General features: G+C 63.8%; 23 protein-coding genes and 1 pseudogene. 11 read left to right on the top strand and 13 right to left on the bottom strand.

Translation table 11 applies throughout. The features are described 5' to 3' along the window. Window position 1: 1 nt before the first annotated feature. A complete protein-coding gene (locus ACQ4WO_RS00570; RefSeq protein WP_436479809.1) occupies window positions 2–1,366 on the bottom strand; it encodes a KamA family radical SAM protein in 1,365 nt (454 codons plus the stop codon). Between the two features lie 282 nt (window positions 1,367–1,648). Here ACQ4WO_RS00570 and ACQ4WO_RS00565 point away from each other — a divergent pair, with 282 nt between their 5' ends. Next, entirely contained in the window at window positions 1,649–2,107 is a 459-nt protein-coding gene (locus ACQ4WO_RS00565; protein WP_128141835.1) for a cache domain-containing protein, read from the top strand. A 68-nt stretch (window positions 2,108–2,175) separates the two neighbouring features. After that, a pseudogene (locus ACQ4WO_RS00560) lies at window positions 2,176–3,864 on the top strand (methyl-accepting chemotaxis protein); the annotation flags it as partial. 2 nt (window positions 3,865–3,866) lie between these two features. On the opposite strand, the gene ACQ4WO_RS00555 reads toward ACQ4WO_RS00560, so the two are convergent. After that, window positions 3,867–4,445 carry a DNA-3-methyladenine glycosylase gene (locus tag ACQ4WO_RS00555; protein ID WP_436479808.1) on the bottom strand — a complete coding sequence of 193 codons (579 nt, stop codon included), beginning with the start codon at window positions 4,443–4,445 and terminating at the stop codon, window positions 3,867–3,869. Between the two features lie 289 nt (window positions 4,446–4,734). Here ACQ4WO_RS00555 and ACQ4WO_RS00550 point away from each other — a divergent pair, with 289 nt between their 5' ends. The 3 genes from ACQ4WO_RS00550 (at window position 4,735) to ACQ4WO_RS00540 (ending at window position 7,672) form a co-directional block, all read left to right on the top strand. Continuing rightward, window positions 4,735–5,601, top strand: coding sequence for an HDOD domain-containing protein (locus tag ACQ4WO_RS00550; protein ID WP_070254599.1), 867 nt, complete (start codon window positions 4,735–4,737; stop codon window positions 5,599–5,601). Window positions 5,602–5,708: 107 nt separating this feature from the next. Next, entirely contained in the window at window positions 5,709–6,917 is a 1,209-nt protein-coding gene (locus tag ACQ4WO_RS00545; protein ID WP_436479807.1) for a hypothetical protein, read from the top strand. Between the two features lie 92 nt (window positions 6,918–7,009). Beyond that, window positions 7,010–7,672 carry a DUF2306 domain-containing protein gene (locus ACQ4WO_RS00540; RefSeq protein WP_436479806.1) on the top strand — a complete coding sequence of 221 codons (663 nt, stop codon included), beginning with the start codon at window positions 7,010–7,012 and terminating at the stop codon, window positions 7,670–7,672. A 2-nt stretch (window positions 7,673–7,674) separates the two neighbouring features. Here ACQ4WO_RS00540 and ACQ4WO_RS00535 read toward each other — a convergent pair whose 3' ends face one another. Continuing rightward, the gene (locus tag ACQ4WO_RS00535; protein WP_436479805.1) at window positions 7,675–8,196 is read right to left on the bottom strand and encodes a DNA-deoxyinosine glycosylase; all 522 of its coding nucleotides are present in this window, start codon (window positions 8,194–8,196) and stop codon (window positions 7,675–7,677) included. 93 nt (window positions 8,197–8,289) lie between these two features. Between ACQ4WO_RS00535 and ACQ4WO_RS00530 the strand changes: the two genes are divergently transcribed. From ACQ4WO_RS00530 to ACQ4WO_RS00515, 4 genes are all read left to right on the top strand, one after another. Beyond that, window positions 8,290–8,718, top strand: coding sequence for an Mpo1 family 2-hydroxy fatty acid dioxygenase (locus ACQ4WO_RS00530; protein WP_436479804.1), 429 nt, complete (start codon window positions 8,290–8,292; stop codon window positions 8,716–8,718). 137 nt (window positions 8,719–8,855) lie between these two features. Next, on the top strand, window positions 8,856–9,305 hold the full coding sequence (locus tag ACQ4WO_RS00525; protein WP_436479803.1) for an outer membrane lipoprotein: 450 nt from the start codon (window positions 8,856–8,858) through the stop codon (window positions 9,303–9,305). A gap of 319 nt (window positions 9,306–9,624) precedes the next feature. Then, window positions 9,625–10,569, top strand: coding sequence for a DMT family transporter (locus ACQ4WO_RS00520; RefSeq protein ID WP_436479802.1), 945 nt, complete (start codon window positions 9,625–9,627; stop codon window positions 10,567–10,569). Further along, the gene (locus ACQ4WO_RS00515; protein WP_436479801.1) at window positions 10,566–11,072 is read left to right on the top strand and encodes a GNAT family N-acetyltransferase; all 507 of its coding nucleotides are present in this window, start codon (window positions 10,566–10,568) and stop codon (window positions 11,070–11,072) included. The genes ACQ4WO_RS00520 and ACQ4WO_RS00515 overlap by 4 nt, the downstream gene beginning before the upstream one ends. Before the next feature lie 304 nt (window positions 11,073–11,376). On the opposite strand, the gene ACQ4WO_RS00510 is transcribed toward ACQ4WO_RS00515, so the two are convergent. After that, complete coding sequence (locus tag ACQ4WO_RS00510) at window positions 11,377–11,733, bottom strand: hypothetical protein (protein ID WP_436479800.1); 357 nt, start codon at window positions 11,731–11,733, stop codon at window positions 11,377–11,379. 3 nt (window positions 11,734–11,736) lie between these two features. On the opposite strand from ACQ4WO_RS00510, the gene ACQ4WO_RS00505 reads away from it, so the two are divergent. Continuing rightward, entirely contained in the window at window positions 11,737–11,916 is a 180-nt protein-coding gene (locus ACQ4WO_RS00505; RefSeq protein ID WP_034746290.1) for a hypothetical protein, read from the top strand. 11 nt (window positions 11,917–11,927) lie between these two features. Here the strand turns inward: ACQ4WO_RS00505 and ACQ4WO_RS00500 are convergent, their stop codons facing one another. The 8 genes from ACQ4WO_RS00500 to ACQ4WO_RS00465 form a co-directional block, all read right to left on the bottom strand. Beyond that, complete coding sequence (locus ACQ4WO_RS00500) at window positions 11,928–13,415, bottom strand: glycine betaine ABC transporter substrate-binding protein (RefSeq protein ID WP_436479799.1); 1,488 nt, start codon at window positions 13,413–13,415, stop codon at window positions 11,928–11,930. A 21-nt stretch (window positions 13,416–13,436) separates the two neighbouring features. Further along, window positions 13,437–14,663, bottom strand: a complete 1,227-nt coding sequence (gene hutI / locus ACQ4WO_RS00495) for an imidazolonepropionase (protein ID WP_436479798.1) — start codon at window positions 14,661–14,663, stop codon at window positions 13,437–13,439. A 12-nt stretch (window positions 14,664–14,675) separates the two neighbouring features. Next, a complete protein-coding gene (locus ACQ4WO_RS00490) occupies window positions 14,676–15,251 on the bottom strand; it encodes a HutD/Ves family protein (RefSeq protein ID WP_436479797.1) in 576 nt (191 codons plus the stop codon). Then, complete coding sequence (locus ACQ4WO_RS00485) at window positions 15,251–16,627, bottom strand: formimidoylglutamate deiminase (protein WP_436479796.1); 1,377 nt, start codon at window positions 16,625–16,627, stop codon at window positions 15,251–15,253. The genes ACQ4WO_RS00490 and ACQ4WO_RS00485 overlap by 1 nt, the downstream gene beginning before the upstream one ends. Then, window positions 16,612–17,400, bottom strand: coding sequence for an N-formylglutamate deformylase (gene hutG, locus ACQ4WO_RS00480; RefSeq protein WP_436479795.1), 789 nt, complete (start codon window positions 17,398–17,400; stop codon window positions 16,612–16,614). Before hutG ends, ACQ4WO_RS00485 begins: the two co-directional genes overlap by 16 nt. A 20-nt stretch (window positions 17,401–17,420) precedes the next feature. Next, window positions 17,421–18,980, bottom strand: a complete 1,560-nt coding sequence (gene hutH / locus ACQ4WO_RS00475) for a histidine ammonia-lyase (protein ID WP_436479794.1) — start codon at window positions 18,978–18,980, stop codon at window positions 17,421–17,423. Between the two features lie 8 nt (window positions 18,981–18,988). Further along, a complete protein-coding gene (hutU, locus tag ACQ4WO_RS00470; RefSeq protein ID WP_436479793.1) occupies window positions 18,989–20,698 on the bottom strand; it encodes a urocanate hydratase in 1,710 nt (569 codons plus the stop codon). A gap of 106 nt (window positions 20,699–20,804) precedes the next feature. Further along, window positions 20,805–22,478 (bottom strand): amidohydrolase, encoded by a 1,674-nt coding sequence (locus ACQ4WO_RS00465; RefSeq protein ID WP_436479792.1) that lies wholly within the window; start codon window positions 22,476–22,478, stop codon window positions 20,805–20,807. 144 nt (window positions 22,479–22,622) lie between these two features. On the opposite strand from ACQ4WO_RS00465, the gene ACQ4WO_RS00460 reads away from it, so the two are divergent. Continuing rightward, window positions 22,623–23,363: a hypothetical protein gene (locus ACQ4WO_RS00460; RefSeq protein ID WP_436479791.1), complete on the top strand. Its 741-nt coding sequence runs from the start codon at window positions 22,623–22,625 to the stop codon at window positions 23,361–23,363. A gap of 196 nt (window positions 23,364–23,559) precedes the next feature. Here ACQ4WO_RS00460 and ACQ4WO_RS00455 read toward each other — a convergent pair whose 3' ends face one another. Further along, a complete protein-coding gene (locus tag ACQ4WO_RS00455) occupies window positions 23,560–25,236 on the bottom strand; it encodes a mechanosensitive ion channel family protein (RefSeq protein ID WP_436479790.1) in 1,677 nt (558 codons plus the stop codon). Window positions 25,237–25,294 lie beyond the last annotated feature (58 nt).

The following is a 25,294-nucleotide window of genomic DNA, read 5'->3' as shown; positions in this document are numbered from 1 at the left end:
CTCAGGCGGCCCGTGCCAGGCGGATGATTTTATGCGGCAGTTGCGGCACGGGCTCATCAATTTCAAAGAAAAACTTGTCGTGGCCGAATGCCGGCTTCAAATGATCCAGCCATGTCGCTTCCGCATCGAACTTGGCATAAAACGGCCGGCGCACCCAGTCCGGGTTACGCGCCTGCAAAAATTGCAGGGCAAACAGTTTTTCGCCATTGATGGTGACGATGCCGTCGATGACGACCTTGCCGGGGAAGGCGCTCATGGACGGTCCCCGCACCGTGCGCGACAGGCCCGACACCATCTGGTAGGCGGCCTGGAAAATCTCGTGCGCCTTTGCCAAGGGCAACTCGAAATAGCCGCGCGGACCCGTGTCCCGTTCGACGAACATGTAATACGGAATCGCCCCCAGGCGCGTGCCCGTCTGCCACAGCTCGGCCCAGCTTGCCGGGTCTTCGTTGATGTGGCGGATCAGCGGCCCCTGCATGCGCAAGGTGGCGCCCGTGGAGACGATGCGTTTCACGGCTTGCTGGGCAATGTTCTGGCGCAACTCGACGGCATGACTGTAATGGCCCATCACGGCCAGGTTCTTGCCCGCCTTGACGATGCGCTCGAACAGGCGCATCAAGTCATCCGCATCGCGGTCGGACACGAAGCGCTGCGGCCAATACGCCACCGCCTTGGTGCCGATGCGAATATTCTGGATGTGTTCCAGGCCCGGCGCCAGCAGCGGCTCCAGGTAGGCGGCCAGTTGCCGCGTATTCATGATCATCGGGTCGCCGCCCGTGATCAGCACGTCCGTCACTTCCGGATGCAGTTTCAGGTAAGCAGCCAGCTCATGCGACTCGCGCGCATCGAACTTCATGTCGTCCATGCCGACGAACTGGGGCCAGCGGAAACAGAAAGTGCAATACGCGTGGCAGGTCTGGCCCGCGCTGGGGAAGAACAGCACTGTTTGCGCATATTTATGCTGCAGGCCGCGCACGGGCGCGTCGTTGACCCGGGGCACGTTATGCGTCATCTGCCCGGCAGGATGGGGATTCATGCCCAGGCGCAAGCCATGCACATAGGCATCAATGGCCGCCTTGTCGCGCTGCACCAGCACCAAGTCGCGCAGGTGCGCGTACTGCTCGGGTGGCAGCATGTCGCGGTGGGGAAAGACGAGGCGGTAGATGGGGTCGTCAGGGATGTTGTTCCAGTCGATCAATTGATCAAGCACATATTCATTGGTGCGAAACGGCAAGACATGCGACACCACTTGCACGGCTACACGCTGCTCTTCCGGCAGCCATTCCCACTGCCGCGCCTGCTGAATGGTTTGCCGCGTATACGGCTTGAACTTGGGTGAAAACGGCTCGGTAATGAGTGCGGACACGATCGGCTCCTTGCCTGTAAATAGCGATAACTTTCATGAAATCGGCCGTATATCGGCCAATCCCAGCCTTTTTCTCCCGCATGCCAGGCCACCCCGGCATGCTGTGAAAGTCATCATAATTCTTGCCATTCGGAACCAAATTGCTGCATATCAACAAGCCGTCGATACGTTGCACGCTGCCTACAAGCAACACCTTAGTTTGTTCCAACGCAAGCTGAGACGGACTTCGGCGACGTAAATTACGTCTTGGCAACACTTCCCTCGATATCACAAGGAGCTTTCATGAAACGCTTATTCACGGGTAGCCTGCTGTGCCTGGCATTTGCCGGCGGCAGCGTCAGTGCCGCGGTCGAACCAACGGAAAAAGATGCAATCGCCATGGCCGAACGGGGCGCCGCCTTCATGAAGGTGCATGGCAAGGAAGAAATGATGAAGAAAATCACGGCGAAAGACCCGGACTTCGTGCAGGGCTCGCTGTATGTGGACATGCGCGACATCAAGACGGGCATCGTGCTGGCCCACCCCATCAATCCTTCCATCGTGGGCAAGGATTTGACGGATGTGCCCGATGCGAACGGCAAGAAATATCGCCGTGAAATCATTGAGCTGGCACAAAAGCAGGGCAAGGGCTGGGTCGATTACCAGTACAAGAATCCCGTCAGCGGCAAGATCGAGCCGAAGACCACCTACATTCTGCGCGTCAATGATGTGGTGCTGGAAGCAGGCATCTACAAAAAATAAGACGGGGGCGGCGCGCGCGCACGCCATGCGCCGCCTGCGGTTTGAACAGCCATCGCCAGGAGTCAAGCATGCTCAATCAATTACGCATCGGACCAAAATTATTGCTGGCGCCCACCCTGGTCTTGCTGCTGCTGATACTCAGCTCGAGCGGCGCCTGGTATGGCATGGTGCGGCAAAATGCCTCGCTGGAAAACATGGTGCGGGTACGCATCACGCATTTGAAGGCGACCGCCGACGTACTAGGAGATGCCAGGCAAGTACACGGCAATATGTACCAGCTGCTGTCGTGGACGAACGGCAGCTTCGCCAAGGCCCGCCTCGATACATTGGAGCAACAGATCAAGGCGCGCCACGCGGCCATCGGCGCCCAGCTGGCCACGCTGCGCGCCACGGCCACGGGCGCCGAGCGCACCCTCGTCGATGCGGCCATCACGGCACTGGCCGGCTATCGCAAGGCCGTGCTGGAAACCATGGAAATGGCGCAGATGGACCAGTCGATCGCCACCAATTCCATGCTCAAGGCGGAAACGCAATTCGTCCAGCTCAACACGCAGCTGGCGCAACTGTCGGCCCTGGAAACAAGCCTCAGCAGCGAGGCCCATGCGACGGCCAGCGCCGAGTTCCGCAGCCTGGGCTGGAGCTTGCTGCTGACGGTGCTGCTGTCTATCCTCGTTTCCATCGTCGTGACCATGCTGGTACGGCGCGCCATGCTGGTGGAAATCCGCGGCATTGCCGACGCCGTGCAAGACCTGGCGGCGGGCAAGCTGATGGCGGGCGCGCCCAAGCAGGGCAATGACGAAATCGCCGCCACGTCGCGCGTGCTGGACCAGACCATCGCCCACCTGAACCAGACCTTGCGCACCATCATGAACGCCGTGCAATCGATCGACACGGCCTCGCGCGAAATTGCCACCGGCAACCTGGACTTATCGGCGCGCACGGAAATGCAGGCAAGTTCGCTGGAAGAAACGTCGAGCGCTATGGAAGCACTGACACAAGCCGTCAATGACAATGCCGACAACGCCCAGCTGGCCTGCGAGCTGGCGGGGCAAGCATCGACCCTGGCCGTGCAAGGGGGCGCGTCGATGCAGCAAGCGGTGACGACGATGGCGACAATACGCGCCAATTCGCGTCAGATCGTGGATATTATCGGTGTGATCGACGGTATTTCCTTCCAGACCAATATCCTCGCGCTGAACGCGGCAGTGGAAGCGGCGCGCGCGGGCGAACAGGGCCGCGGCTTTGCCGTGGTCGCGTCCGAAGTGCGCACCCTGGCGCAGCGCTCGGCCCAGGCCGCCAAGGAAATCAAGACCCTGATCGCCACCTCGGTCACCACCATCGATGGCGGCAGCGTGGCCGTGCAGCAAGCGGGCGACAGCATGGGCGCCATCGTGGCATCAGTGCAGCAAGTCAATGCAATTATCCAGCGCGTGAAAGAGGCCAGTGCGGAGCAGGCGTCGGGCATCACGGAAGTGAATCAGGCCGTCACGCAAATGGATGACGTCACCCAGCAAAATGCGGCCCTCGTGGAACAGGCGGCGGCAGCGGCGGCCAGTTTGCAGGACCAGGCCGTCAAATTGTCGGCGGCCGTGGCCGTGTTCACCCTCGACCCGCTGGCGCCCGCGCAGCCCGCCTCGACTGACGAGGAAGCGTTCCGGCATCCGGCAAGAACGCCGCAGGAGCGGCGCGCACTGCATAGCCCGCTGCGCGGCATGCCCGGCTTGCATGGCGCAAACACGGCGCCACAGCGCCGGCGCAGCTAGCTGGCCGGCGCGCGCATCGGTTTGCTCAAGTGAGGCGAACCGGCAAGCACGAAGCGCCACGGCGTCTCCATCGCCTTGGAAATACCGATGCGCGGGCCAGCGTGTACCGTCACCTCTTCCTCGCGCGCCAGCAGCATGAATGGCGGCGCATCGAGCGCCAGCCGGTTGTGCATATGCGTGACACCGAGCGCCTGGCACACCTTGCCCGGCCCCGAACACAGCAGCCGCGCATCCTCGACGCCGCGCCGTTCGCGCATGGCATCGAGCCCCACGAGCGGTTCGATGGCCCGGATCAGCACGCCCGCCCCATGCCCCGCTTCGCGGCACACAAAGTTCAGGCACCAGTGGATGCCGTACGAGCGGTAGACATAGGCGTGCGCGGGCGGGCCGAACATGGCCGCATTGCGCGGCGTCATGCCGCCATACGTGTGCGAAGCTGGGTCCAGCCGGTCATACGCTTCCGTTTCCACGATGCGCCCGCCCACACCGTCGACCAGCACGGTCACGCCGATCAGCTGGCGCGCCACGCTGCTGGAATCATCCGCAAAATCGATACCCGCGAGGATTTTTTTCATCGGGCAATTGTACCGCCGCGCATCCCGCCACACGCCTCGCTTCGTCTTGAAAACAAATAAAACTTGACCTTTCCATCACAAATATCGCGATGGGCAGCGTCGTAAAATGACAAAAATCGCAGCTGGAGCAGGCCCAAACGGAGATTTTTGCGACAAAATATTGCAGAGATGAACTATTGCCGTGCATAAACAGCGATAATCGTCGGGCACTGCGCCAGACGCTCATGCAGCGGGCAGCGGCAGCGCGCACAGAATAAGCAGCGGGCACAAAAATGATGATGAAAGCGTAATGATGAGAGCGGCAGCGCAAAAGCAGGTAGTGCAGGAAGATCCGGTTGACGCCCTGATGCGCTCCATCCGTATCCCGCCGCGTCCCAGCCTGCTGGTCGACTTGCAGCGCGAACTGGCGGAACAAGACCCGTCGCCGCGCCGCATCGCGCGCATCATCGCCGATGACGTCGGCATGTCCGGCGCCCTGCTGAAATTGGCCAACTCGCCATTCTATGGCGCCGCGCGCAAGGCCAAGTCCGTCGAGCAAGGCATCAACTTTCTTGGGATCAACCAGTGCAGCGCCATGATGACGGGCTTGCTGGCACGCCAGGCGCTGGAAGCGGAAGGCGTGGAACTGACCAACTTCTGGGATGTGTCGGCCAAGCGCGCGCGCGCCTTGGTATTTACTTCGCGCAAGCTGCGCATCGCCCCGCCCGACATCGCCCACACCTTCGGCCTGTTCTGCGATATCGGCGTGCCCCTGCTGATGAACCGCTTCCCCGACTACGTCAACACGTACGCGGCGGCGGCCAACGATGCGCACAATTGTTTTACGACACTGGAAGACGCGCGCCACCAGACCAACCACGCGGCCATCGGCTGCTTGCTGGCGCGCAACTGGGGCCTGTCCTCCGACGTTTCCTGGGCGATTTTGCATCACCACGACTACACGGTGCTGGCCGACCCGTCCACGGACGACGCCATCCGCTCGCTCGTCGCCCTGTCGCTGCTGGCCGAAAAGGGCATTCAGCGCTACCATGGCAACAGTACCTCGCTCGAGTGGGACAAGGGCGGAGAACTTGCCTGCCAGCATCTCGGCCTGTCGCAGGAAGAAGCCGCCGACCTGCTCGACGAATTGCACGAGATGTTCGATACCGACCATTGAGGTATCAGGCGGCCGCGTCCGCCTGTATGATCTGTCCCGGCGCCTGGCCTGAGCCATGGCGCCCGTTTCCGTTTGCCTGACCCGTATTTCTTAACCTGTTGATCGCCATGCCCAAAAATAAGCGCCCTGTCCCCCGTAAATCCGCCAACACGCCTGAAGACAAGGATGAATCCGTCACGCGCATGCTGTGCACGATGGCCCTGAACCTGGCGGAGCAGGAAGACAGCGAATCGCAGGGCACGGTGCTGGCCGAGCAAGCCGTCGAGTTCGGACGCCTGATCCGCAAGGCCTTGAATCAAAAGAAGGATGAAATCCTGTACGACGCCATCGAGCGCGCCAAGTACGAAGACGTGGGCGCCTACCAGTACCTGCGCAGCCACATCGAGGAAGCGGCATCCATTTCCGTGATCCGCCGCGACAATGCCCCGGCCATGGAAATCAACGCCTTCGTCGTGCCCCTGCTGGTGCAAAGCACGGGCGGCCTGAAAGAAGCGGACAGCTTCCAGGACCAGGACGCTTTCGAAGCGCTGGTGAAAAGTTTCCAACAGGCAGAACTGGAAAGCGCCAAGGCCAAGGTGGTCCTGATGAGCCATGCCTACGACCTCGACGAGATCGACCGCATCACCTATAGCCATTTGCACGAGATGGTGCGCGATGCCTATAGCTCGATGACGGACAAGAAAATCGTCGCCACGCCGGGCCTGGAAAGCAGCATCGTCGGCTGGAGCGAAACGGCCTTCGGTCCGCAGGACACGGCCGTCGAACTACGTTTCCTGCTGGGCTTTGCCTTGAAACGCGTGGACGACCCGTTCTATGCGGAACCGAAGGACGAAGCGGCGCTCGACGCCTGGTTCGACGCGCGCATGGCCCGCTACCAGCAGTGGACGACGGAAGTGGGCGAGCTCGTCAAGCGCTGCCTGGCGCCGGCCGGCAGCCCCCTGGAAGTGAGCTTCCTCTACCAGGATCTGTTCCACGGCGGCAAGGAACAAGGCATGAGCGAGTACGCGATGCTGCAGATGATGTCCGGCATCAACCATGCATTGGCGGAAAACAAGGTGGACGCCGGCGACGTCTCCGTGGTCGTCGGCCCGGCCGATGAACATGGCGAAATGCTGCTGCGCGTCAACGTCAGCACGGCGGCTGGCGAACTGCTGCACAGCGCCGACAAGCCGCTGGACCTGGCCGCCGACTTGCAGGACGAAGTCGACGACATCTGCGATGCGCTGGCTACCATCGGCGTGACGCAACTGTCCGTGGCGCTGAAATTCGATGCCAAGGGACAGCCGCTGGAAGCGCAGCCGTACGCGCCGGCGTAAGCCCCTCCCCCGTCATCTCGACAAGCGGCAGTTATCAAGATACCATCTCCCGTTAGCGTGCGACCAGCCTGGCGCACCGTCCGGAGATGCGCATGCCCCAGCCGCAACTGATCAATATTGCCACCCATGTGCTGGCCGGCAGTGCCGCCATCGGCCTGGGCTTGTTTCTGCTGGCTACCGCCAAGGGCACGCCGCAGCACCGCCGCCGCGGCAGGCTGTTCGCGTGGCTGACCTTGCTGGTCTGCGCCACGGCCGCCATCGGCAATCTGCTGTTTGACTATCGCCCCGTCTTTGCCGTGCTGACGGTGCTGGTGCTGTACCAGCTGCTGAGTGGCTGGCGCGCCATCTACACGCGCGAAGCCGGTCCGCAAGCCGTCGATGGCGCGATGACGGCAGCGGCGCTGGTGGCGGGCGGGTTGATCCTGTTGCGTCTGCAGCACGATGCTTCCGGACAGCAAGCCATCGTCGTACTGTCATCGCTGGGTGGCCTGGCCACCATCCTTGCCTACGACGGCGTGCGCTGGGCCTTTCCCCGCCGCTGGCATCGCATGTTATGGCGCTATGAACATATCTACAAGCTGCTCGCCTCGCTGTTCGCCATGCTTTCAGCCGCCGCGGGCAACCTGCTGCGCATGGGCCAGCCCTGGACGCAGCTGGCGCCATCCCTGGCCGGCCTGATCTGCATCGCCTGGTTCTGGCGGCGCCAGTACCGGCAGGAACAGGCGCAGCGCCTCCTGCACAGGCTTGCCACCTGACCTCACCGGCGCAAAGCCAGCCATGCCTGCAATTTCTGCGCATACGCCAAGGTATAGGCGGGGCTGCTCGACGGCAAGCTGACGATGCGGTAGCGCTGCGCGTGTTCGCCCAGCACCTTGATGCCCAGCTTCGCGGCCGTGCCGCCGTTGAAGGCGATGGTCTGCAGCTGCGGCAGGCTGGCGGCCAGGGCCAGCAGGTCGTTGTCATCGCGGGCGCGGATGTTGCTGTCCAGGCTGCCCGTGCGCTGCGCCTGCGCCACCACGTCCCACAAGCCCACGCCGTGCGCCAGCAAGGTCGCCAGACGTTCCTCATAGGGCTGGCTCTTCAAATCCACGCCCAGCACCTCGCCCAGCAGCATCCAGAACCTGTTTTGCGGATGCGCATAGTACTGCCTGTGCGCCAGCGATTTTTCACCGGGCAGGCTGCCCAGTATCAGCAAGCGCGTACCGGCGTCGACGACGGGATCGAAACAGCGCTTGCGCGCATCTGCGGCTTGCTCTGGCAGGATGACTGGGCTATTCAATGGTCGGTCCGGAAGGGAAAACGAAGGACCATTTTACCCGGCCACGCGACGGTGTAGAATTCCCGCACAACCTTCCTGCCCACGAGACCGCCCATGCGCACCATCGACACCCTGCTGGCCCAGTATGGCGAAAGCCACCGCAATCACGTCAATGAATGGGTGCATATCGTGTGTGTGCCGCTGATCGTTTTCAGCTTGCTGGGGCTGCTGTGGAGCGTGCATCCCAGCGTGGCGCTGCTCGGCAGTGTTCTGGCCTTATACTATTATTACAAGCTGTCGCGCCCGTTTGCGGCGGGCATGCTGGCGATGCTGGCCGCCATGCTGGGCCTGCTGTTGCTCATGCCGGCGCTGACCATCCTGCCCGTGTCGCTGGCGCTGTTCGTGCTGGCCTGGATAGGCCAGTTCATCGGCCACCAGATCGAAGGCAAGAAACCGTCGTTCCTCGACGACTTGCGCTTTTTGCTGGTGGGCCCGCTGTTCGTGCTGGGATTTTTGTACCGGCGCCTGCGGCTGGCGTATTGAGCGGCAAGCGGTCACGCGGGGCCGGTAACAGATTTTTACTATTCGCAACTAGGTATCTGCAGAAAGTGTCCTTATGATAAGTCATGATCTGCCGGTCGACGCAATCGGCAACCAACTTTTGTCCAAGGGAGTCCCACATGAAAGCACCAATTATTGCAGTGGCATTGCTCGCCACCCTGATCGGCTGCGCCGTACAACCGAACTCGGCAAATGTCTACAACGCGCGCCAGGCGCAGAATGAACAATCGGTCCGCATGGGTACGGTTGAGTCCGTGCGCCAGGTAACCATCGACAAGGGCGAAACGGGCACGGGCGTGCTGGCTGGCGCGGCGCTGGGCGGCGTGGCCGGCTCGACAGTCGGTGGCGGCAAGGGCGCCATCGCGGCCAGCATCCTCGGCGCCGTCGCTGGCGGCATGGCCGGCAAGAGCATCGAAGCGAATGCCTCGAACAAGCCCGGCCTGGAAATCACCGTGCGCCTGGACAATGGCGACATGCGTGCCATCGTGCAGGACGCCGACGAGCTGTTCCGCCCGGGCGAGCGCGTGCGCCTGCTGTCGGACGGCCGCAAGACCCGCGTCACGCACTGATCCGCTTGCCGGCGCAGGCGCTCAGCCGAATGCGCCGGCAGCGAGCAAGACTGAAGGGGGCAGCCAGATGGCAATCGCAGCCGTCACGACGACATACACAAGCACGCTCCATACTTTGATCTGCAGTGAGGCTGGCATGGCACTCCCCTTTCAAAGATGCAATCCGGAAAATATTTACTTGATAATAAAGTAAATATTTTCATAAATTCAATATTTTCCAGAAGCACTGCGCTGGCTCAATCCCGGCTGTCTCCTGACGCCACAGTGAGCAAACTCGACCGCACTCGCCATCCCCGCGCGATGCCCGTATACTTGCGCGATGTCCTCTCCTCTCCTGTTCATCATTGCCTGCCTGATCTGGGGCTCCACCTTCTGGGCCATCACCTTGCAGCTGGGCGACGTCGCCCCCGCCGTTTCCGTGGTCTACCGCTTCGGCCTCGCGTCGGCCACCCTGTTTGCCTGGTGCGCCGTGCGCGGCGACCGCCTGCGCCTGCCGTGGCGCGCGCAAAAATGGATGCTGCTGCAAGGCCTGGCCTCGTTTGCCCTCAGCTATGTGTGCACCTACAGCTCGGAGCAATACCTGGTGTCGGCCCTCGTCAGCGTGCTGTTTGCGCTGATGGTGTTCTGGACGCCGTTGCTCAACCGCATCGCCTTCGGCACACCGATCACCTGGAGCACCTGCTGTGCGGCATTCGTCGCCATCTGCGGCATCGTGCTGCTGTTTTACCAGTCCATCGGTGCGGCGCTGCAAGATATTCTGGGCGGCGGCAATGGCCATTTTCTACTCGGTTTTATCCTGGCGCTGGTCGCTACCGTATCGAGCACGGCAGGCAACGCCCTCGTCATGAAAGTGCGCAAACATTCGGGCAACGTGATGCTGACCATGGCCTGGACCATGCTATGGGGCACCTTGATGGTGGCCGCCTGGGCCATCGCCACGGGCCAGTCCTGGCAGCTGCCCACGCGCCCCAGTTACTGGATGGGATTGGTGTACCTGGCCATCTTCGGCTCGGTGATCGCCTTCAGCGCGTATTTCACGTTAATCGCCCGCATCGGCACGCAAAAGACCGTGTATATCGGCGTCGTCACGCCCGTCATTTCCGTGCTGCTGTCGGTACAGTTCGAACACTACCGGCCCGCCGCCATCGAATGGGTGGGCATGGTGCTGTGCCTGTCCAGCGTGGCCTGGGCCCTGACGTCGGGCGCGCGCAAGACGAGTACCATTGCTTCCCTTTCCACCACTCCATCAGCAAAGGCAACATGAGCACCTCTTCCTCCCTCGCCATCCGTCCCGCAACCGCATCCGACGTGGCCGCCATCTTCGGCATGATCCATGAACTGGCCGTGTTTGAAAAACTCGAACACATGATGATCGCCAAGGAAGCCATGCTGCACGACAGCCTGTTCGGCGCCCATCCCGCATGCGAAGCGCTGGTCGGCACGGAAAATGGTGAAGTCGTGACCTTCGCCCTGTTCTTCCATAATTTTTCCACCTTCCTGTGCCGCAAGGGCTTGTACCTGGAAGACCTGTACGTGAAGCAATCGGTGCGCGGCAGGGGCTATGGCAAGCAGATGCTGGTGGCGCTGGCGCAACTGGCCGTCGAACGCGATTGCGGCCGCTTCGAATGGTCGGTGCTGGACTGGAATGAAAACGCGATCAACTTCTACAAGGGCATGGGCGCGGACGTGATGCCGGACTGGCGCATCTGCCGGGTCGCTGGCGATGCCTTGACGCAATTGTCGGCAGGCACTCCAAAGCTTGCCTGATTGGAGGGGAACTGTAGCGAGCGGATGTGATTTGTGGCCGAGAAGCGGAGCTGTACGAAGATACAGTGAGCATCGCAGGCCGCAAGGCGCGCCGCGCAGTAAGTTCCCAAAAAAATCCCCGCGGGCTAGCGGCACCGCGGGGTAGAACCCATTGTCAAGTGGGAGGGGGAGAATGCAATCAACGGTTATCAATATAAACGCTGCCGCTTGCGATGGCGCAGACCTTTACATTTGCTTACCGGGCCTTACATTTGACTTAAATCCGCTAACCAAGTGTCACCCAGTGTCGCTCGGATGACACTGATTATTTCCGTGGCTCAATCAATGTGCCGTGCAGGCCGATATGTTGTTGCGCAACCCCACTGCCACCCTGCGATTTTTTATAGATTTGGTACACTGTCAGGCAGGCGATGCAGCCAGCAACCACGGCAAAAATGACCATGCGACGCTCCTTGAGTATGCTTGAGGGAATCAGGGCCTGCGGCTGATGATGACCAGGCGAGCAGGGAAAATTCAGTGTGGCATCTTCGGCCTGGGGGACATTGCGGAAGATCAAACGCGCCAAAGTGACGGCACGCTGGCGTTTGATGCGACGCAAAATGGCGGCAATGCGCTCACACACAATGAACGAATCAATGAACGAATCGCATACGGGAGCCACATCATGAATGTTTCTGCCAAACCGCTCGTCATGAAAATCTACCGCGCCTACCTGCGCTCCCGCCTGGAGCGCTACACACGCGACTTGCAAGCCATCGCCGAACAGCGCGAGAACGACTTCCAGGCCGAACGCATCCTGCACCAGGCCGTCGTCTCGGTGCGCTCCAAACTGCACTCGCTGTAACCGTGATGCCGTCAGCGCCGTCGGCCGGCCACGGCCCAGCGCTCCACCAGCTCGAACAAGCCTTGCGTCAGCAGGGCCAGCACGGCTGCGGGGATCGCGCCGGCCAGCAGCATGTCGTTGTCATTGAGCGCCAGTCCGATGGTGATGCGTTCGCCATAACCGCCCGCGCCGATGAAAGCGGCGATGGTGGCCGTGCCCACGCTCATCACGGCCGCCGTTTTCACGCCCGCCAGCATCACGGGCAAGGCCAGCGGCAAGTCCACGTGCAGCAGGCGGTCGCGCCGGCTCAAGCCCAGCGCCAGCGCCGCCATGCGCAAGCCTTGCGGCACCTGCAAGATGCCCGTGCACGTGTTGCGCACGATGGGCAGCAGCGCGTACACGAATAGCGCCACCAGCGCCGGCACGGTGCCGATCATGCCCAGCACGGGTATCAATATCGCCAGCAAGGCCAGAGAAGGCACCGTCTGCAGCACGCCGACGAAGGCCAGCACCGTCTGACGCAGCGGTGCCGAAAACGCCGCCAGCACGCCCAGCGGAATACCGATCAGACACGCCAAAGCCACCGACAGCAGCACCAGGGTCACATGCTGACGCGTCAGGGGCCACAAGTCGTCGCCGATGATGTTATCGAGCAGCTTGCCGCGCGTGGCGGCCGGTTTTTCCGCCTGCGTGCCGGAAGCCAGCCACTGCCGCGCCACGTCGGAAAAACGCTTGCCATCGACTTCCACGGCCGCATTCATGGCGATCATGTCGCTCTCGCTGATGCGTCCCTGCAACCCTTGCAACGCCAGCCAGGCGGCGGGGAAACGCTGCGGCACGTCGAGCCGGTACAGGAGCATGGCGTCATAGCGGGGAAAGTATTGCTGCGTGTCGGCCAGCACGCGCAAGCCGTACTGGCGGATCTTCGCGTCCGTCGAATAGATGTCGATCACGTCCACCTGGCGCTGCGCCAGCGCTTCATAGGCGATGCCGTGATCGAGGCCGCGCGGGCGCTGCGGCAAGCCATAACGCTTGGCCAGGCCTGGCCAGCCATCGACCCGGCCGATGAATTCATGCGACAGGCCGAATTTCAGGGCCGGGTACTGGGCCAGCTGCGCCAGGCTGGCGATGGATTTTTCATCGTTGCGCACTGCCAGCGCATACGTATTGTTAAAGCCCAGCGGCACGGCCACGCCCAGGCCCAGCGCCGCCAGCTCGCGCCGCATCTGCGCCAGGTCGATGGCTTTGTCATGCTTGAGGATTTCGCTGCCGATGGTGCCCATGTATTCGGCATACACGTCGATGCTGCCCGCCTGCAGGGCGGCCAGCACGATGGCCGTGTTGCCCAGGCCCTGGCGGTGCTGCGCCTTGACGTGCGGCGCGGCGCTCTGCTGGATGATTTCGCCGAGGATATACGATTCCGTAAAGCGCTTCGAGCCCACCTTCAAGGTGCCGCCATCCTGTGCATGCGCGGGCGCGGCGGCGAAGACTAGCAATAACAACAGGTAAACAACACGCACGCGGCGCTCCAGGACGGATGATCAATCCGGCAAGCTTACCACCGGCGCGCGCCAGACACCGCCATGCACCACGCCCGCGCACGGGTTCAGGCCCAGCGCATACGCCAGGTCGGCCGGGCGCGCGATGCGCCACAGGGCGAAATCGGCGCGCTTGCCCACCACCAGGCTGCCCGTCCGATCCTGCAAGCCCAGCGCGCGCGCCGCATGAATCGTGCAGCCGGCCAGCGCTTCCTGCGGCGTCAAGCGCCACAGCGTACATGCCATGTTCATCGCCAGCAGCAAGGACGTCATCGGCGACGTACCCGGGTTGCAATCGGTGGATACGGCCATCGGCACGCCGGCCGCGCGCAATGCCGCGACAGGCGGCGGCTGCGTCTCACGCAAAAAGTAATACGCGCCCGGCAGCAGCACGGCCACCGTGCCGTGTTGCGCCATGGCGGCGACGCCCTCTTCCGACAGGAATTCCAGGTGGTCGGCCGACAAGCCATCGTAGCGCGCCACCAGCGCCGCGCCACCCAGGTCCGACAGCTGCTCCGCATGCAGCTTCACGGGTAACCCCAGCGCCCGTGCCGCGTCAAACATGCGCTGCGTTTGCGCCGGCGTAAAGCCGATGCGTTCGCAAAACGCGTCGACGGCATCAACCAATCCATCGTTCGCCAACTGGGGCAGCATCCGCGCGCACAGCAGCTCGATATACGCGTCGGGGCGGCCCGCATATTCGGGCGGCAGCGCGTGCGCGCCGAGGAAGGTGGTGCGCACGGACAGGGGCAGCTGCTTTCCTATCCTGCGCGCCACGCGCAGCATCTTCGCCTCGCTGTCCGCATCGAGGCCATAGCCGGACTTGATCTCGATCGTGGTCACGCCCTCGGCCAGCAGCGCCAGCACGCGGGGCAGGCTTTGGCGCAGCAATTCGTCGTCGCTGGCCGCGCGCGTGGCGCGCACGGTGGACATGATGCCGCCGCCGGCGCGGCTGATGTCTTCATAGCTGGCGCCATTCAGGCGCGCCTCGAATTCGTCGCTGCGGTTGCCCGCGTGGACGATGTGCGTGTGGCAGTCGATCAGGCCGGGCGTCAGCCAGCAGCCCTGGCCGTCGTGCAGCACCGCGCCGCTGGCCGGCAGCTCGTCGCCGGGGCCCAACCACGCGATGCGGCCATCCTTGACGGCGATGGCCGCGTCCAGCAGTTCGCCATAGCCGTGCTCCATGGTGGCCAGGTGAACGTTGTGGATGACCATATCCCAGTCTTGCATGTGTGTTCCCTCCTAGATGAACAGGTCGACACGGAACACGGCCGTGCGCTGCAAGGCGTCGAGCCGCCAGTCCGGCGCATCGTCGGCGTCCAGCAGCAGCGCGTCATGGCGGGCCAGCGCGAACTGCTGCTCGCCACCGCATGCCAGCACGTGGCCTTCGCCGGCGACGAACAGCAGGGTCGCCGCGCTGCGCCGCGCCAGCTTGCCCGGCGCCGTGATCTTTTCCAGCTGGTGGCGGCAGCGGTCGCGCCGCGTCATCACATTGAAATCCGTCGTCGGCCCCTTGACCTGCGCAACCACGGCAGCTTCGCCGGGAAACCACAGCATCGGTTGCGCCGGGCTCAAGGTCACCTTGCGCGCGCCATCGAGCGTCAGTTGCACGCTGTCGCCATCGACCAGCATCAGGCTGCGGTCGATGCCGGGAAAGCTGGAAAATGGCCCGCTGGCCGTGATCGTCGCCAGGCTGATGCGCCAGTCGAAATCGTCGAAGCCGGCACCCGGGGGAGCAATCGCGATTTCCGTCGTGCTGCCGCCGCCGTTTTTCCACGGCGCGGCGCGCAGGTATTCCTGCGGGATGAAGGTCGCCATCAGAGCGCCCTCAGTTGCGCCAGGGTGCGCTTGTAGGCGTTGGCGATAGCGTCCTGCGCCACGTGGCGCCCATCGCGCACCTGCCACTGGCCGCCGCACAGCACGTCGCGCACCAGATTATCGTTGCCGCAGAAAAGTACGCTGCCCAGCACATCGGCGATGGCCACGCCGCACAGGTTTACATGCGCGTCGTCGAGCACCAGCAAGTCGGCGCGGCAGCCCGGCGCCAGGGCACCGAGCTTGCGCCCGGCCGCCTGCGCGCCGCCCCGCAAGGCCGTTTTCCACAGATAGTCGCCCACATGCCGCTCATCCGGAGTGGCGGCCACATTACGCTGCTGGCGCTGCAAGCGCTGGCCATATTCGAGCCAGCGCAATTCCTCCACCGGCGACTGCGACACGTGGCTGTCGCTGCCGACGCCGAAACGCCCGCCGGCGGCGACGAATTCGGCCAGCGGGAACAGGCCGTCGCCCAGGTTCGCCTCCGTCGTCGGGCACAGGCCTGCCACGGCGCCGCTGGCCGCCATCAGCGCCACTTCATCGGGCTGCACGTGTGTGGCATGCACGAGGCACCAGCGCGCATCGACGTCGACCTGGTCGTACAGATACTGCACCGGGCGCCGGCCGCTATAGTCCAGGCACTGGCGCACCTCGCCCTGCTGCTCGGCGATGTGGATATGGATGGGGCGGTCCGCGGGCAGCGCTTGCGCCACTTCGCGGATCTGCGCCACGCCGGCCGCGCGCAGGGAATGGGGCGCAAAGCCCACCTCCACCTGCCCGCCACGCTGCGGCGCCAGCGCTTCGACGATGCGCAAGACATCGTCCGCACCGGTGCGAAAGCGTGCCTGCTCCGCTTTCAACGGTTGCTCGCCAAAGCCCGCATGGCTGTACAGCACGGGCAGCATGGTCAGGCCGATGCCGCTGATGCGCGCCGCGGCCAGCACCCGTTCGGCCGTTTCCGCAGGACGCGCATACAGCGCGCCGGCCGCACCGCGCTGCAGGTAGTGGAATTCGCAGACAGCCGTGTAGCCATGGCGCAGGCATTCGGCAAACAGCTGCGCGGCGATAGTTTCCATCTGCTGCGGCGTGATGTGATGCGCGAAGCGGTACATCAGCTCGCGCCAGGTCCAGAAGCTGTCCAAGCCATCGCCGGCGACTTCCGTCATGCCGCCCAGCGCCCGCTGGAACGCATGCGAATGCAGGTTGACCATGCCGGGCAAGACATATTCGGCCACTTCCGCGCCAGGCGGCGCTGCGGTGTTGTCCGCCACCGCCGTCAGATCGCCGGCCGCGTCCCATTCCAGCAGCACGTCGCGGCGCCAGCCTTGCGGCAGCAGCGCGTGGCGCGCAAACAAGCAGCCGCTCAACGCGCCACCCATGCCACGGCCGCTTCCATCATCTGGCGCAGCAGCGGCTGCACTTGCGCCGCCAGGTCGGGCCGGTAACCAAACGGCGTCGTCTCGTCCATGTACAGGCACTGGCACATCTCCAGCTGGATCGCATGCACGCGGCTGTCCGGCTGGCCGTAATGGCGCGTGATGTGGCCGCCCTTGAAGCGGCCATTCAAGGCCACGGCAAATGCATCCTGCGCGCGCGCGATATCGACCACGGCCGACGTCAGGCCGCCATCGCAGCTGGCGCCATCGGCCGTGCCGAAGTTCAGGTCGGGCAGCTTGCCGTCAAAGAAGCGCGGCACGCGCGAGGCGATGGAATGGGCGTCCCACAGCACCACGGCGCCATGCACGCGCAGCAGACGGTCCAGTTCCGCGCGCAGCTGCGCATGATACGGCGCCCAGTAGCGCTGCAGCCGGCGCTGCACATCGGCCGCATCGGGCTCCTTGCCGGCCAGGTACAGCGGCTCGCGATGGAAGGTATCGCTGGGCAGCAAGCCCGTCGTATCCTGGCCCGGATACAGATTCGTGTCTTCCTGCGGGCGGTTCAAGTCGATGGTGTAGCGCGACCAGCGCGCCGACAGCACGGACGCATCCATCTCTTGCAAAAAGCCATACAGTTCGCGCAGATGCCAGTCCGTATCGGCCTTGATCAAGGCCTGCGGCGTCATGCGCGCGGCGATATCGTCGGGTATGTCGGTGCCCACGTGGGGCATCGACACGAGCAGCGGGATGCTGCCTTCGTTGAAGCGGAAATCCATGCCTGTCTCCTTGCGCCCGCTCAGGCGTACAGCGGGGCGAACAAATTCTTGCACGTGCTGCTCAACTCACCATGCAGCACCATCTGCTTGGCCGCCTCGATATCGGGCGCGAAGAAACGGTCGGCGTCGAAGAACGGCACTTTCTGGCGCAACTGATGGTGCACGTGCTCGAGGTGCGGCGAGGTTTTCAGCGGACGGTGGAAATCGATGCCCTGCGCGGCGGCCAGCAGCTCGATGCCGACGATGACGGCCGTGTTGTGCGCCATGTCGTCCAGGCGGCGCCCGGCGAACGTGGCCATGCTCACGTGGTCTTCCTGGTTGGCGGAAGTGGGCAGGCTGTCGACGCTGGCCGGATGGGCGAGCGACTTGTTTTCCGACGCCAGCGCGGCCGCCGTCACGTGGGCGATCATGAAGCCGGAATTGACGCCCGGGTCGCGCACGAGGAAGGGCGGCAAGCCGGAAAGCGTGGCGTCGATCAGCAGCGCGATGCGGCGCTCGGCCAGCGCGCCGATTTCAGCAATCGCCAGCGCCAGCGTGTCGGCCGCAAAAGCCACCGGCTCGGCGTGGAAATTACCACCGGAGACGATTTCCGCCTGCCCGTTCGGGCCATCCTGGAAGATCAGCGGATTGTCCGTGACGGCATTGGCTTCGATCAGCAGGGTGCGGCCGACGTTACCGATCAGGTCCAGGCAGGCGCCCATGACTTGCGGCTGGCAGCGCAGGCTGTACGGATCCTGAACGCGCTCGTCGCCTTCCAGGTGCGAGGCGCGGATCGCGCTGTGCGCCACCAACTGGCGGTACATCTGCGCGGCCAGTATCTGCCCCGGCTGCCCGCGCACGGCATGCACACGCGCGTCGAAAGGCGAGTCGCTGCCCTTGGCCGCATCGAGCGACAGCGCACCCGTGACCATGGCCGCTTCCAGCAGGCGCTCGGCCATGAACAGGCCATGCAGCGCCAGCGCGTTCGACACTTGCGTGCCGTTGATCAGCGCCAGGCCCTCTTTCGCCGCCAGCACGACGGGCGCGATGCCTGCCTGCGCCAGCGCCTCGGGCGCCGCCATCAATTCGCCGTTGATGCGCACCTCGCCCACACCCAGCATGGCCAGGGTCATGTGCGACAACGGCGCCAGGTCGCCCGAGGCGCCCACGGAACCCTTGGCGGGAATGGCCGGCATGATGCCGGCGTTGTACAGGGCGATCAGGGTGTCGACGATCAGCGGGCGCACGCCGGAAAAGCCGCGTGCCAGGCTGCCGATCTTCATCAGCATGATCAGGCGCACGACGGCGTCCGACAGCAGTTCACCCGTGCCGACGGAGTGCGACAGGATCAGGTTGCGCTGCAATTGTTCGAGCTTTTCATCGGGGATGCGCGTCTTGGCCAGCAGGCCGAAACCCGTGTTGATGCCGTAGGCCGCATCACCCTTGGCGACGATGGCTTGCACGGCGGCGGCCGACGCTTCGATGACGGGATAGGCCTCGGCGGCGAGGATCAGTTTCGCGGGTGCGGCCCACACGGCGCGCAGGTCGCCCAGGGTCATCGCGCCCGGTTTCAGGGTCCAACTTTTGGAGTGCTGTGTCATGTTTGCTTTCACTTCGTATTAAGCATCGGCAGGTTCAGGTTGTTGCGCTTGGCGCAGGCGGCCGCTGTTTCGTAGCCGGCATCGGCATGGCGCATCACGCCCGAGCCGCTGTCGTTGACCAGCACTCTAGCCAGGCGTTTCGCCGCCGCTTCACTGCCGTCGGCCACGATGACCATGCCCGCATGCTGAGAATACCCCATTCCCACGCCGCCGCCATGGTGCAGCGAGACCCAGGTGGCGCCGCCGGCCGTGTTCAGCATGGCGTTGAGCAGCGGCCAGTCGGAGACGGCGTCCGTGCCGTCTTTCATGCTTTCCGTCTCGCGGTTCGGGCTGGCGACGGAACCCGTATCGAGGTGGTCGCGGCCGATGACGATGGGCGCCTTCAGCTCGCCCGTGCGCACCATTTCGTTGAAGGCCAGGCCGGCGATGTGGCGCTCGCCCAGTCCCAGCCAGCAGATGCGCGCCGGCAGGCCCTGGAAGGCGATGCGCTCGCGTGCCATGTCCAGCCAGTGGTGCACCTGCTTGTGGTGCGGGAACAGCTCCTTGATCTTCGCATCCGTTTTATGGATGTCTTCCGGGTCGCCCGACAGGGCCACCCAGCGGAACGGCCCGCGCCCTTCGCAAAATTGCGGGCGAATGTAGGCGGGCACGAAGCCGGGGAAGTCGAAGGCGTTCTGCACGCCCTGGTCGAACGCCACCTGGCGGATGTTGTTGCCGTAATCGACAGTGTGCACGCCCATGGCGTGGAAATCGAGCATGGCTTGCACGTGGGCGGCGCAGGAATCGGCGGCCGCCACCGTCAGGCGCGCGTGGCGCTGCGGGTCTTGCTGCGCCGCCTTCCAGTCCGACACGCTCCAGCCGCGCGGCAGATAGCCGTTGACCAGGTCATGCGCGGACGTCTGGTCCGTCACCAGATCCGGCACCAGGCCGCCCGCCTTGGCGCGGCGCACCAGTTCCGGCAGTACTTCGGCCGCGTTGCCCAAGAGGCCAATGGAAATCGCTTCCTTGCGTTCGGTATGGTATTTGACCAGTTCCAGGGCTTCATCCAGGCTGGCCGCCTGCTTGTCCAGGTAGCGCGTGCGCAGACGGAAGTCGATGCTGCTTTGCTGGCATTCGATATTGAGCGAGACGGCGCCCGCCATGGTGGCGGCCAGCGGCTGCGCGCCGCCCATGCCGCCCAAGCCCGCCGTCAGAATCCAGCGCCCGCCCCAGTCGCCGCCGAAATGCTGGCGGCCCGCCTCGGCGAAGGTTTCATACGTACCCTGCACGATGCCCTGCGTGCCGATATAGATCCAGCTGCCGGCCGTCATCTGGCCGTACATGAACAGGCCCTGGCGATCGAGTTCGTTGAAGTGTTCCCAGTTCGCCCATTTCGGCACCAGGTTGGAATTGGCGATCAGCACGCGCGGCGCGTCCGCGTGGGTCTGGAACACGCCCACCGGCTTGCCGGACTGGATCAGCAGGGTCTGGTCGTCTTCCAGTTCGCGCAAGGACGCGAGGATCTGGTCGAAGCAGGCCCAGTTGCGGGCCGCGCGGCCGATGCCGCCGTAGACGACCAGGTGCTGCGGATTTTCCGCCACTTCCGGGTCCAGGTTGTTTTGCAACATGCGATAGGCCGCTTCGGCCTGCCAACTCTTGCAAGCCATGACCGTGCCGCGCGGGGCGCGGATGGTACGGCTGGCATCAAAGCGTGGATCGGTGTCCATTGTGCTGTTCATGCTGTCTCCTCGTAGGGTGCGAGCGGGCGTACCTGGCCCGCCCTAGTGCTCCCAGCATAGGTTGTCTATACAACCAAGTCAACAGGTTTTTGCAAACGGAAACCGTCTATTTTTTCTCGTACACGCGCTTGCCCGCCACCCACGTCTGCAGCACCTGCGTCTTGCCAATCGCGGTTGGCGCCACGGTGAACAGGTCCTGGTCGACGATGATGAAATCCGCCCATTTGCCCGCTTCCAGCGTGCCGATGACCTTTTCCTGGTGCGCCGCCCAGGCCGCGTCCAAGGTGAAGCAGCGCAGCGCTTCCGTCACCGTCATGACTTGCTGCGGATACCAGCCGCCGGCCGGGAAACCCTCGCTATTTTGCCGCGTGACGGCCGCGTGGATGCCCTCGAACGGGTTCGGCGCCTCGATGGGGAAGTCCGATCCGCAGGCGATGCGCGAGCCTTGCTTGAGGAAGGTGCGCCATGCATACGCGCCCTTGATGCGCTCGTGGCCCACGCGCTGCTCCGCCATGTTCTGGTCGGACGTGGCGTGCGTCGGCTGCATCGAAGGGACGATGCCCAGCGCTTTGAAACGGGGGATGTCAATCAACTGCACCACCTGCGCATGCTCCATGCGGTGGCGCAGACCCACGCTGCGGTATTGCGCGGTCAAGGCTGCATAGCCGTCGAGAATTTGATGGTTGCCCGCGTCGCCGATGGCGTGCACGTTCACCTGGTAGCCGGCGCGCATGGCTTTTTCCATCTTCGCGCGCATGGCGGCGTCCGGGTAGAACAACAGGCCGCGGGTAGAGGGATCGTCGCTGTACGGCGCCAGCAAGGCCGCCCCGCGGCTGCCCAGGGCGCCGTCGGACAGCAGTTTCACGGCGCGCAAGGCGTACATATCGCGCGCATAGCTCGTCAAGGGACCATTTTTCGACAGCGCGTCGAAGTCTTCCGTCGTGTCGGCAATCATGCCGTACACGCGCACCGTCAGCTTGCCGTGATCCGCATAGTCGCGGAACAGACGGTCCTGCATCTGGCCGATGCCCGCATCGTGCACGCTGGTCAGGCCCACCTGCGACAGCTGCGCCAGCGCGCCATCAAGGGCGGCGCGGTTTTCCACGTCGCCCGGCTTGGGCAGCACGGCGTCCATCAAGTCCATGGCACTGTCGACCAGCACGCCGGTGGCATTGCCGTCCGCGTCGCGAACGATCTTGCCGCCCGCCGGGTCCGGTGTGGCGCGCGTGATGCCGGCCAGCGCCAGCGCGCGGCTGTTGGCCCAGCCCGCGTGGCCATCGACCCTGCGCAGCCACACGGGCCGCGCGCTTTCCGCCTCATCGAGTTCCGCCGCCGTGGGAAAGCGCCCCAGCTTCCAGATTTCCTGGTTCCAGCCATTGCCGACGACCCAGCTGCGTTCCGGATGCGCGCGCGCGAAGTCGCCCACGGCTTGCACGGCGGCCGGCAGCGACGCGGAACCGTACAGCATCACGCCGCTGGCGATGGTCCCAAGACCGAACACGTGGCCATGCGCGTCGATCAGGCCAGGCAGCACGGTTTTTCCCTGCACGTCGACGTGGGTCGCGCCCTTGGCCGCCTTGCGTTTCACCTGCGCGGCGCTGCCGACGGCGAGCAGTTTTCCAGCGTCGTCAAAAGCCAATGCCGTGAAGCGTACCACCTTGCCGTTTGCATCGAGCGTGTAGCCATTGGCGTTATCGATGACCGTATCGGCATGAGCGTGGCCAAGAGCGCCCAGGCAGGCGAGCGTGAGCAGGGTACGGCGCAAGGGCAGGGTCGGCATTTCCATCTCCAGGTCTTTAAAGTCAATGAATGAAAAGACGAGTGTATAGAAATTGGCAAAATGGTCAAAGCGCGCGCGCCTTGCGCCCAGTCAATATCTCCCCGCCGCCGCTGTCCTACGCTGGCGTTTTGTCACGGAGTCTCCATGGCCAGGCCCCATGTCATCAGCACCACCGCGTGCGACGTGTTCTTCAAGCTCGTGGCCCACCAGAAGAAAAGCCTGGGCGCGCGCTTCGACAGCATGATCGTCACGTTCAGCGCCAATGGCCAGCCCGTGCTCGGCGCCACCCTGCGCAACGCGACAAGCGGCTGCGAACTGCACCGCCTGGCCGGCCAGGCCGACGAATGCTGGTGCTGCGGCTATGACGAGCAACTGGAATCCGTCTCGCAAAACAAGGTGCCGCTGGCGCACGCCGATTACCGCCTCACCTTGAGCAATGGCGAAACGTGGACGTGGACGACGGATGCGAAGGGGCGCACGGGGCGAATTGCCAGCAAGCGCGAGGAACAGATTACCCAGGCAGAGTTCCTGCCGCACGCGGATAAATCGCCATGCTGCGCCGCCGCGCCAAAACACGCGACGCCAGCCATCAAGGTCGTCCAGCTCGATGGCATCAAGACGACCGACAAAGATGTCGGCTCGTCCGTGAAACAGGTCAAAGTGAAGGACAAAGTTCGCCCGCTAACCAAGGGCGAGATTGACATGGCGTGGATGCTGTTCCAGGATGCGACCCTACCTATGGTTATAGAGGGAAATTCTGTATCGTTGCCACCTCCGTTGGTGAACGAAAAATCATTGCAGTTGGCAGCGACTCGGAAACGTGGAGACAGGATAACTGCCCGGAACATTCGCTCATCAAATAATGCGAGAATCGCCATGCAATAGCGTGACACACTGTTATTCCTGCTTGCCACGCTGACGAGTGTCGATATCTCGGCGTGTTCGCGCATGGGCCATGCCGCCGTCATGACAGAGGCGGGCCTCCCCTGCTTCAAGATTGCCGGTGAAATACCTGCGCGCCCGAGGAAAAACCACGATAGCGCGTGTGATTTCCCCATAACGATCAGACCACTGCTGGCCTTCAAGGCTTGGGCGGAGCCGCTTCAGTCGATTCCTCCCCCCGCTTCGCCGGCGCCCTGAACCACTCCTCCGGCGGCACCACCTGCGACTCTTTCGGGTCATCGATGTAGTGCGGCGAGGTAATCTGCACGTCGAATTCGTTGAAGACGTCGATGATGTTCTGGTGCAAGCGGTTCAGCACTTCGGCGCGCTGGCGCGGGACTTCGGCACTGGCGTAGGCGACGAGACGGTATTGCACGTAGTAATCCTGCAAGGCCAGCTGCATCACGTACGGTTTTGGCGAAGTGGACAGTTCCGGCGTGCGCGACGCGGCCAGCTCCAGCATGGCGTGCACTTGCCGCCACGGCGTCGCGTAGCCGATGGTGACGGTGGAGTCGAGCACGAAGCCGCCGCCGGGCTGGGCGCGTGAGTAATTCTTCGTCGTTTGCGACATCACCCACGCGTTCGGCAAGGCGACCTCTTCGCCCAGGCCCGTGCGCAAGCGCGTCTCGAACATGCCCACGTCGACCACCGTGCCCTCGCTGTCGCCCACGCGCACATATTCACCCTTGCGCAGGGCGCGCGTGTACATCAGGATCAGGCCGCTCGCCCCCTGCCCCACGATGCTCGACGCGCCGATCGACACCATCAGGCCGACCAGCACGGACAGGCCCTGGAAGGCGGCCGTGTGCGAGCCGGGCAGATACGGATACGCCATGGCCAGCGCGAACAGCCAGATCACCACGCTGGCGATGCGGCGCGTCGGCAGGGCCGTGTCCTTGTCCAGCCAGCCGATTTGCAATTCGCCGCTTTCCACGCGCTTGAACAGCGAGGCGGCCGTGGCGGCGATCAGGCGCGCGATGGCAAAGATCACGCACACCAGCACCAGCCCCGGCAAGGCGCCGATGATGGCGTGGAAGACGTCGGCGGCCACGTCGAACAGATAGCCGCTCAGGCTTTCGCCCCAGGAACGCGTGTACGGCAAACGGCCCAGCACGAAGGCGGCCCACAGATAGGTGGCCATCAGGCGCAAGCCCCACAGCACGGCGCTCAACAGTTGATACGCGAAGGCGATGTAGTGCTCGGCGTCGAGCACGCGCACGTTTTTCAGGCGCACGTCGCGCAGGCGCGAAGCCAGCAAGATGCCGCTGCGGCGCTTGGCCCAGCGGTAAAAGCGCGTCAGGCCCATCCACACGAGCCAGAATACGAGGGTGGCGGCCGCGCACACGGCGGCGGCGATGGCCAGGTAGCGCCAGCTGCTCTGCTCGCGGTAGTCAAACACAGCCTTGCTCAGCTCGGCGGCCGCCGTTTTCGCCACGCTTTCCGTCGTGTCGCCCGCCAGCAGGTTGACGTCGCCGGGCACGACGACGAACAGCTGCACGCCATCGAGCAGCACTTGCGTGCCTTCGGGAATCATGCGCGTGCTCGCCTGCAACGGGCCGTTTTTCGCCAGTACGCTTTCCAGACGGCGCTGCGCTCCGATGGCCCGCTCATCGGGCGGATAGCCGGCCAGCGCGGCGCGGAAGACGAACACCTTGCGGTTGGCAAACATCAGCGGCGCCGTCCTGGCCGCCGCAAGCTGCGATGGCGCCACGACGGTCCCGGCCTCCGCAACGAGCCCGGGCACGCCATCGTCCGCATGGGCTGCGGGCAGCAGGAAAATGGTCAACAGGCACAACAGGCGGAGCAACGCGGACATGGCGGAAATGAAAGAGTGACAAGGAGTAGCCATCATGCCATGTAATCCTGGAAACTCA

It is taken from the genome of Janthinobacterium aestuarii (assembly GCF_051380835.1).
In the GTDB taxonomy this organism is placed as follows: Bacteria; Pseudomonadota; Gammaproteobacteria; order Burkholderiales; family Burkholderiaceae_D; genus Janthinobacterium; species Janthinobacterium aestuarii.
Note: the sequence above shows the minus strand (reverse complement) of the source record. Positions and strands in the feature narration are given on the sequence as shown.

What these genes read in the sequence shown, in the direction of transcription:
- ACQ4WO_RS00515 (WP_436479801.1), top strand. Translation starts at nt 10,566, where the DNA reads ATGAGCACCTCTTCCTCCCTCGCCATCCGTCCCGCAACCGCATCCGAC.
- ACQ4WO_RS00460 (WP_436479791.1), top strand. Translation starts at nt 22,623, where the DNA reads ATGGCCAGGCCCCATGTCATCAGCACCACCGCGTGCGACGTGTTCTTC.
- ACQ4WO_RS00465 (WP_436479792.1), bottom strand. Translation starts at nt 22,478, where the DNA reads ATGCCGACCCTGCCCTTGCGCCGTACCCTGCTCACGCTCGCCTGCCTG.
- ACQ4WO_RS00520 (WP_436479802.1), top strand. Translation starts at nt 9,625, where the DNA reads ATGTCCTCTCCTCTCCTGTTCATCATTGCCTGCCTGATCTGGGGCTCC.
- ACQ4WO_RS00550 (WP_070254599.1), top strand. Translation starts at nt 4,735, where the DNA reads ATGATGAGAGCGGCAGCGCAAAAGCAGGTAGTGCAGGAAGATCCGGTT.
- ACQ4WO_RS00505 (WP_034746290.1), top strand. Translation starts at nt 11,737, where the DNA reads ATGAATGTTTCTGCCAAACCGCTCGTCATGAAAATCTACCGCGCCTAC.
- hutH (WP_436479794.1), bottom strand. Translation starts at nt 18,980, where the DNA reads ATGACACAGCACTCCAAAAGTTGGACCCTGAAACCGGGCGCGATGACC.
- hutI (WP_436479798.1), bottom strand. Translation starts at nt 14,663, where the DNA reads ATGCAAGACTGGGATATGGTCATCCACAACGTTCACCTGGCCACCATG.
- ACQ4WO_RS00530 (WP_436479804.1), top strand. Translation starts at nt 8,290, where the DNA reads ATGCGCACCATCGACACCCTGCTGGCCCAGTATGGCGAAAGCCACCGC.
- ACQ4WO_RS00455 (WP_436479790.1), bottom strand. Translation starts at nt 25,236, where the DNA reads ATGTCCGCGTTGCTCCGCCTGTTGTGCCTGTTGACCATTTTCCTGCTG.
- ACQ4WO_RS00490 (WP_436479797.1), bottom strand. Translation starts at nt 15,251, where the DNA reads ATGGCGACCTTCATCCCGCAGGAATACCTGCGCGCCGCGCCGTGGAAA.
- ACQ4WO_RS00540 (WP_436479806.1), top strand. Translation starts at nt 7,010, where the DNA reads ATGCCCCAGCCGCAACTGATCAATATTGCCACCCATGTGCTGGCCGGC.
- ACQ4WO_RS00545 (WP_436479807.1), top strand. Translation starts at nt 5,709, where the DNA reads ATGCCCAAAAATAAGCGCCCTGTCCCCCGTAAATCCGCCAACACGCCT.
- hutG (WP_436479795.1), bottom strand. Translation starts at nt 17,400, where the DNA reads ATGGATTTCCGCTTCAACGAAGGCAGCATCCCGCTGCTCGTGTCGATG.
- hutU (WP_436479793.1), bottom strand. Translation starts at nt 20,698, where the DNA reads ATGAACAGCACAATGGACACCGATCCACGCTTTGATGCCAGCCGTACC.
- ACQ4WO_RS00555 (WP_436479808.1), bottom strand. Translation starts at nt 4,445, where the DNA reads ATGAAAAAAATCCTCGCGGGTATCGATTTTGCGGATGATTCCAGCAGC.
- ACQ4WO_RS00565 (WP_128141835.1), top strand. Translation starts at nt 1,649, where the DNA reads ATGAAACGCTTATTCACGGGTAGCCTGCTGTGCCTGGCATTTGCCGGC.
- ACQ4WO_RS00525 (WP_436479803.1), top strand. Translation starts at nt 8,856, where the DNA reads ATGAAAGCACCAATTATTGCAGTGGCATTGCTCGCCACCCTGATCGGC.
- ACQ4WO_RS00485 (WP_436479796.1), bottom strand. Translation starts at nt 16,627, where the DNA reads ATGGGTGGCGCGTTGAGCGGCTGCTTGTTTGCGCGCCACGCGCTGCTG.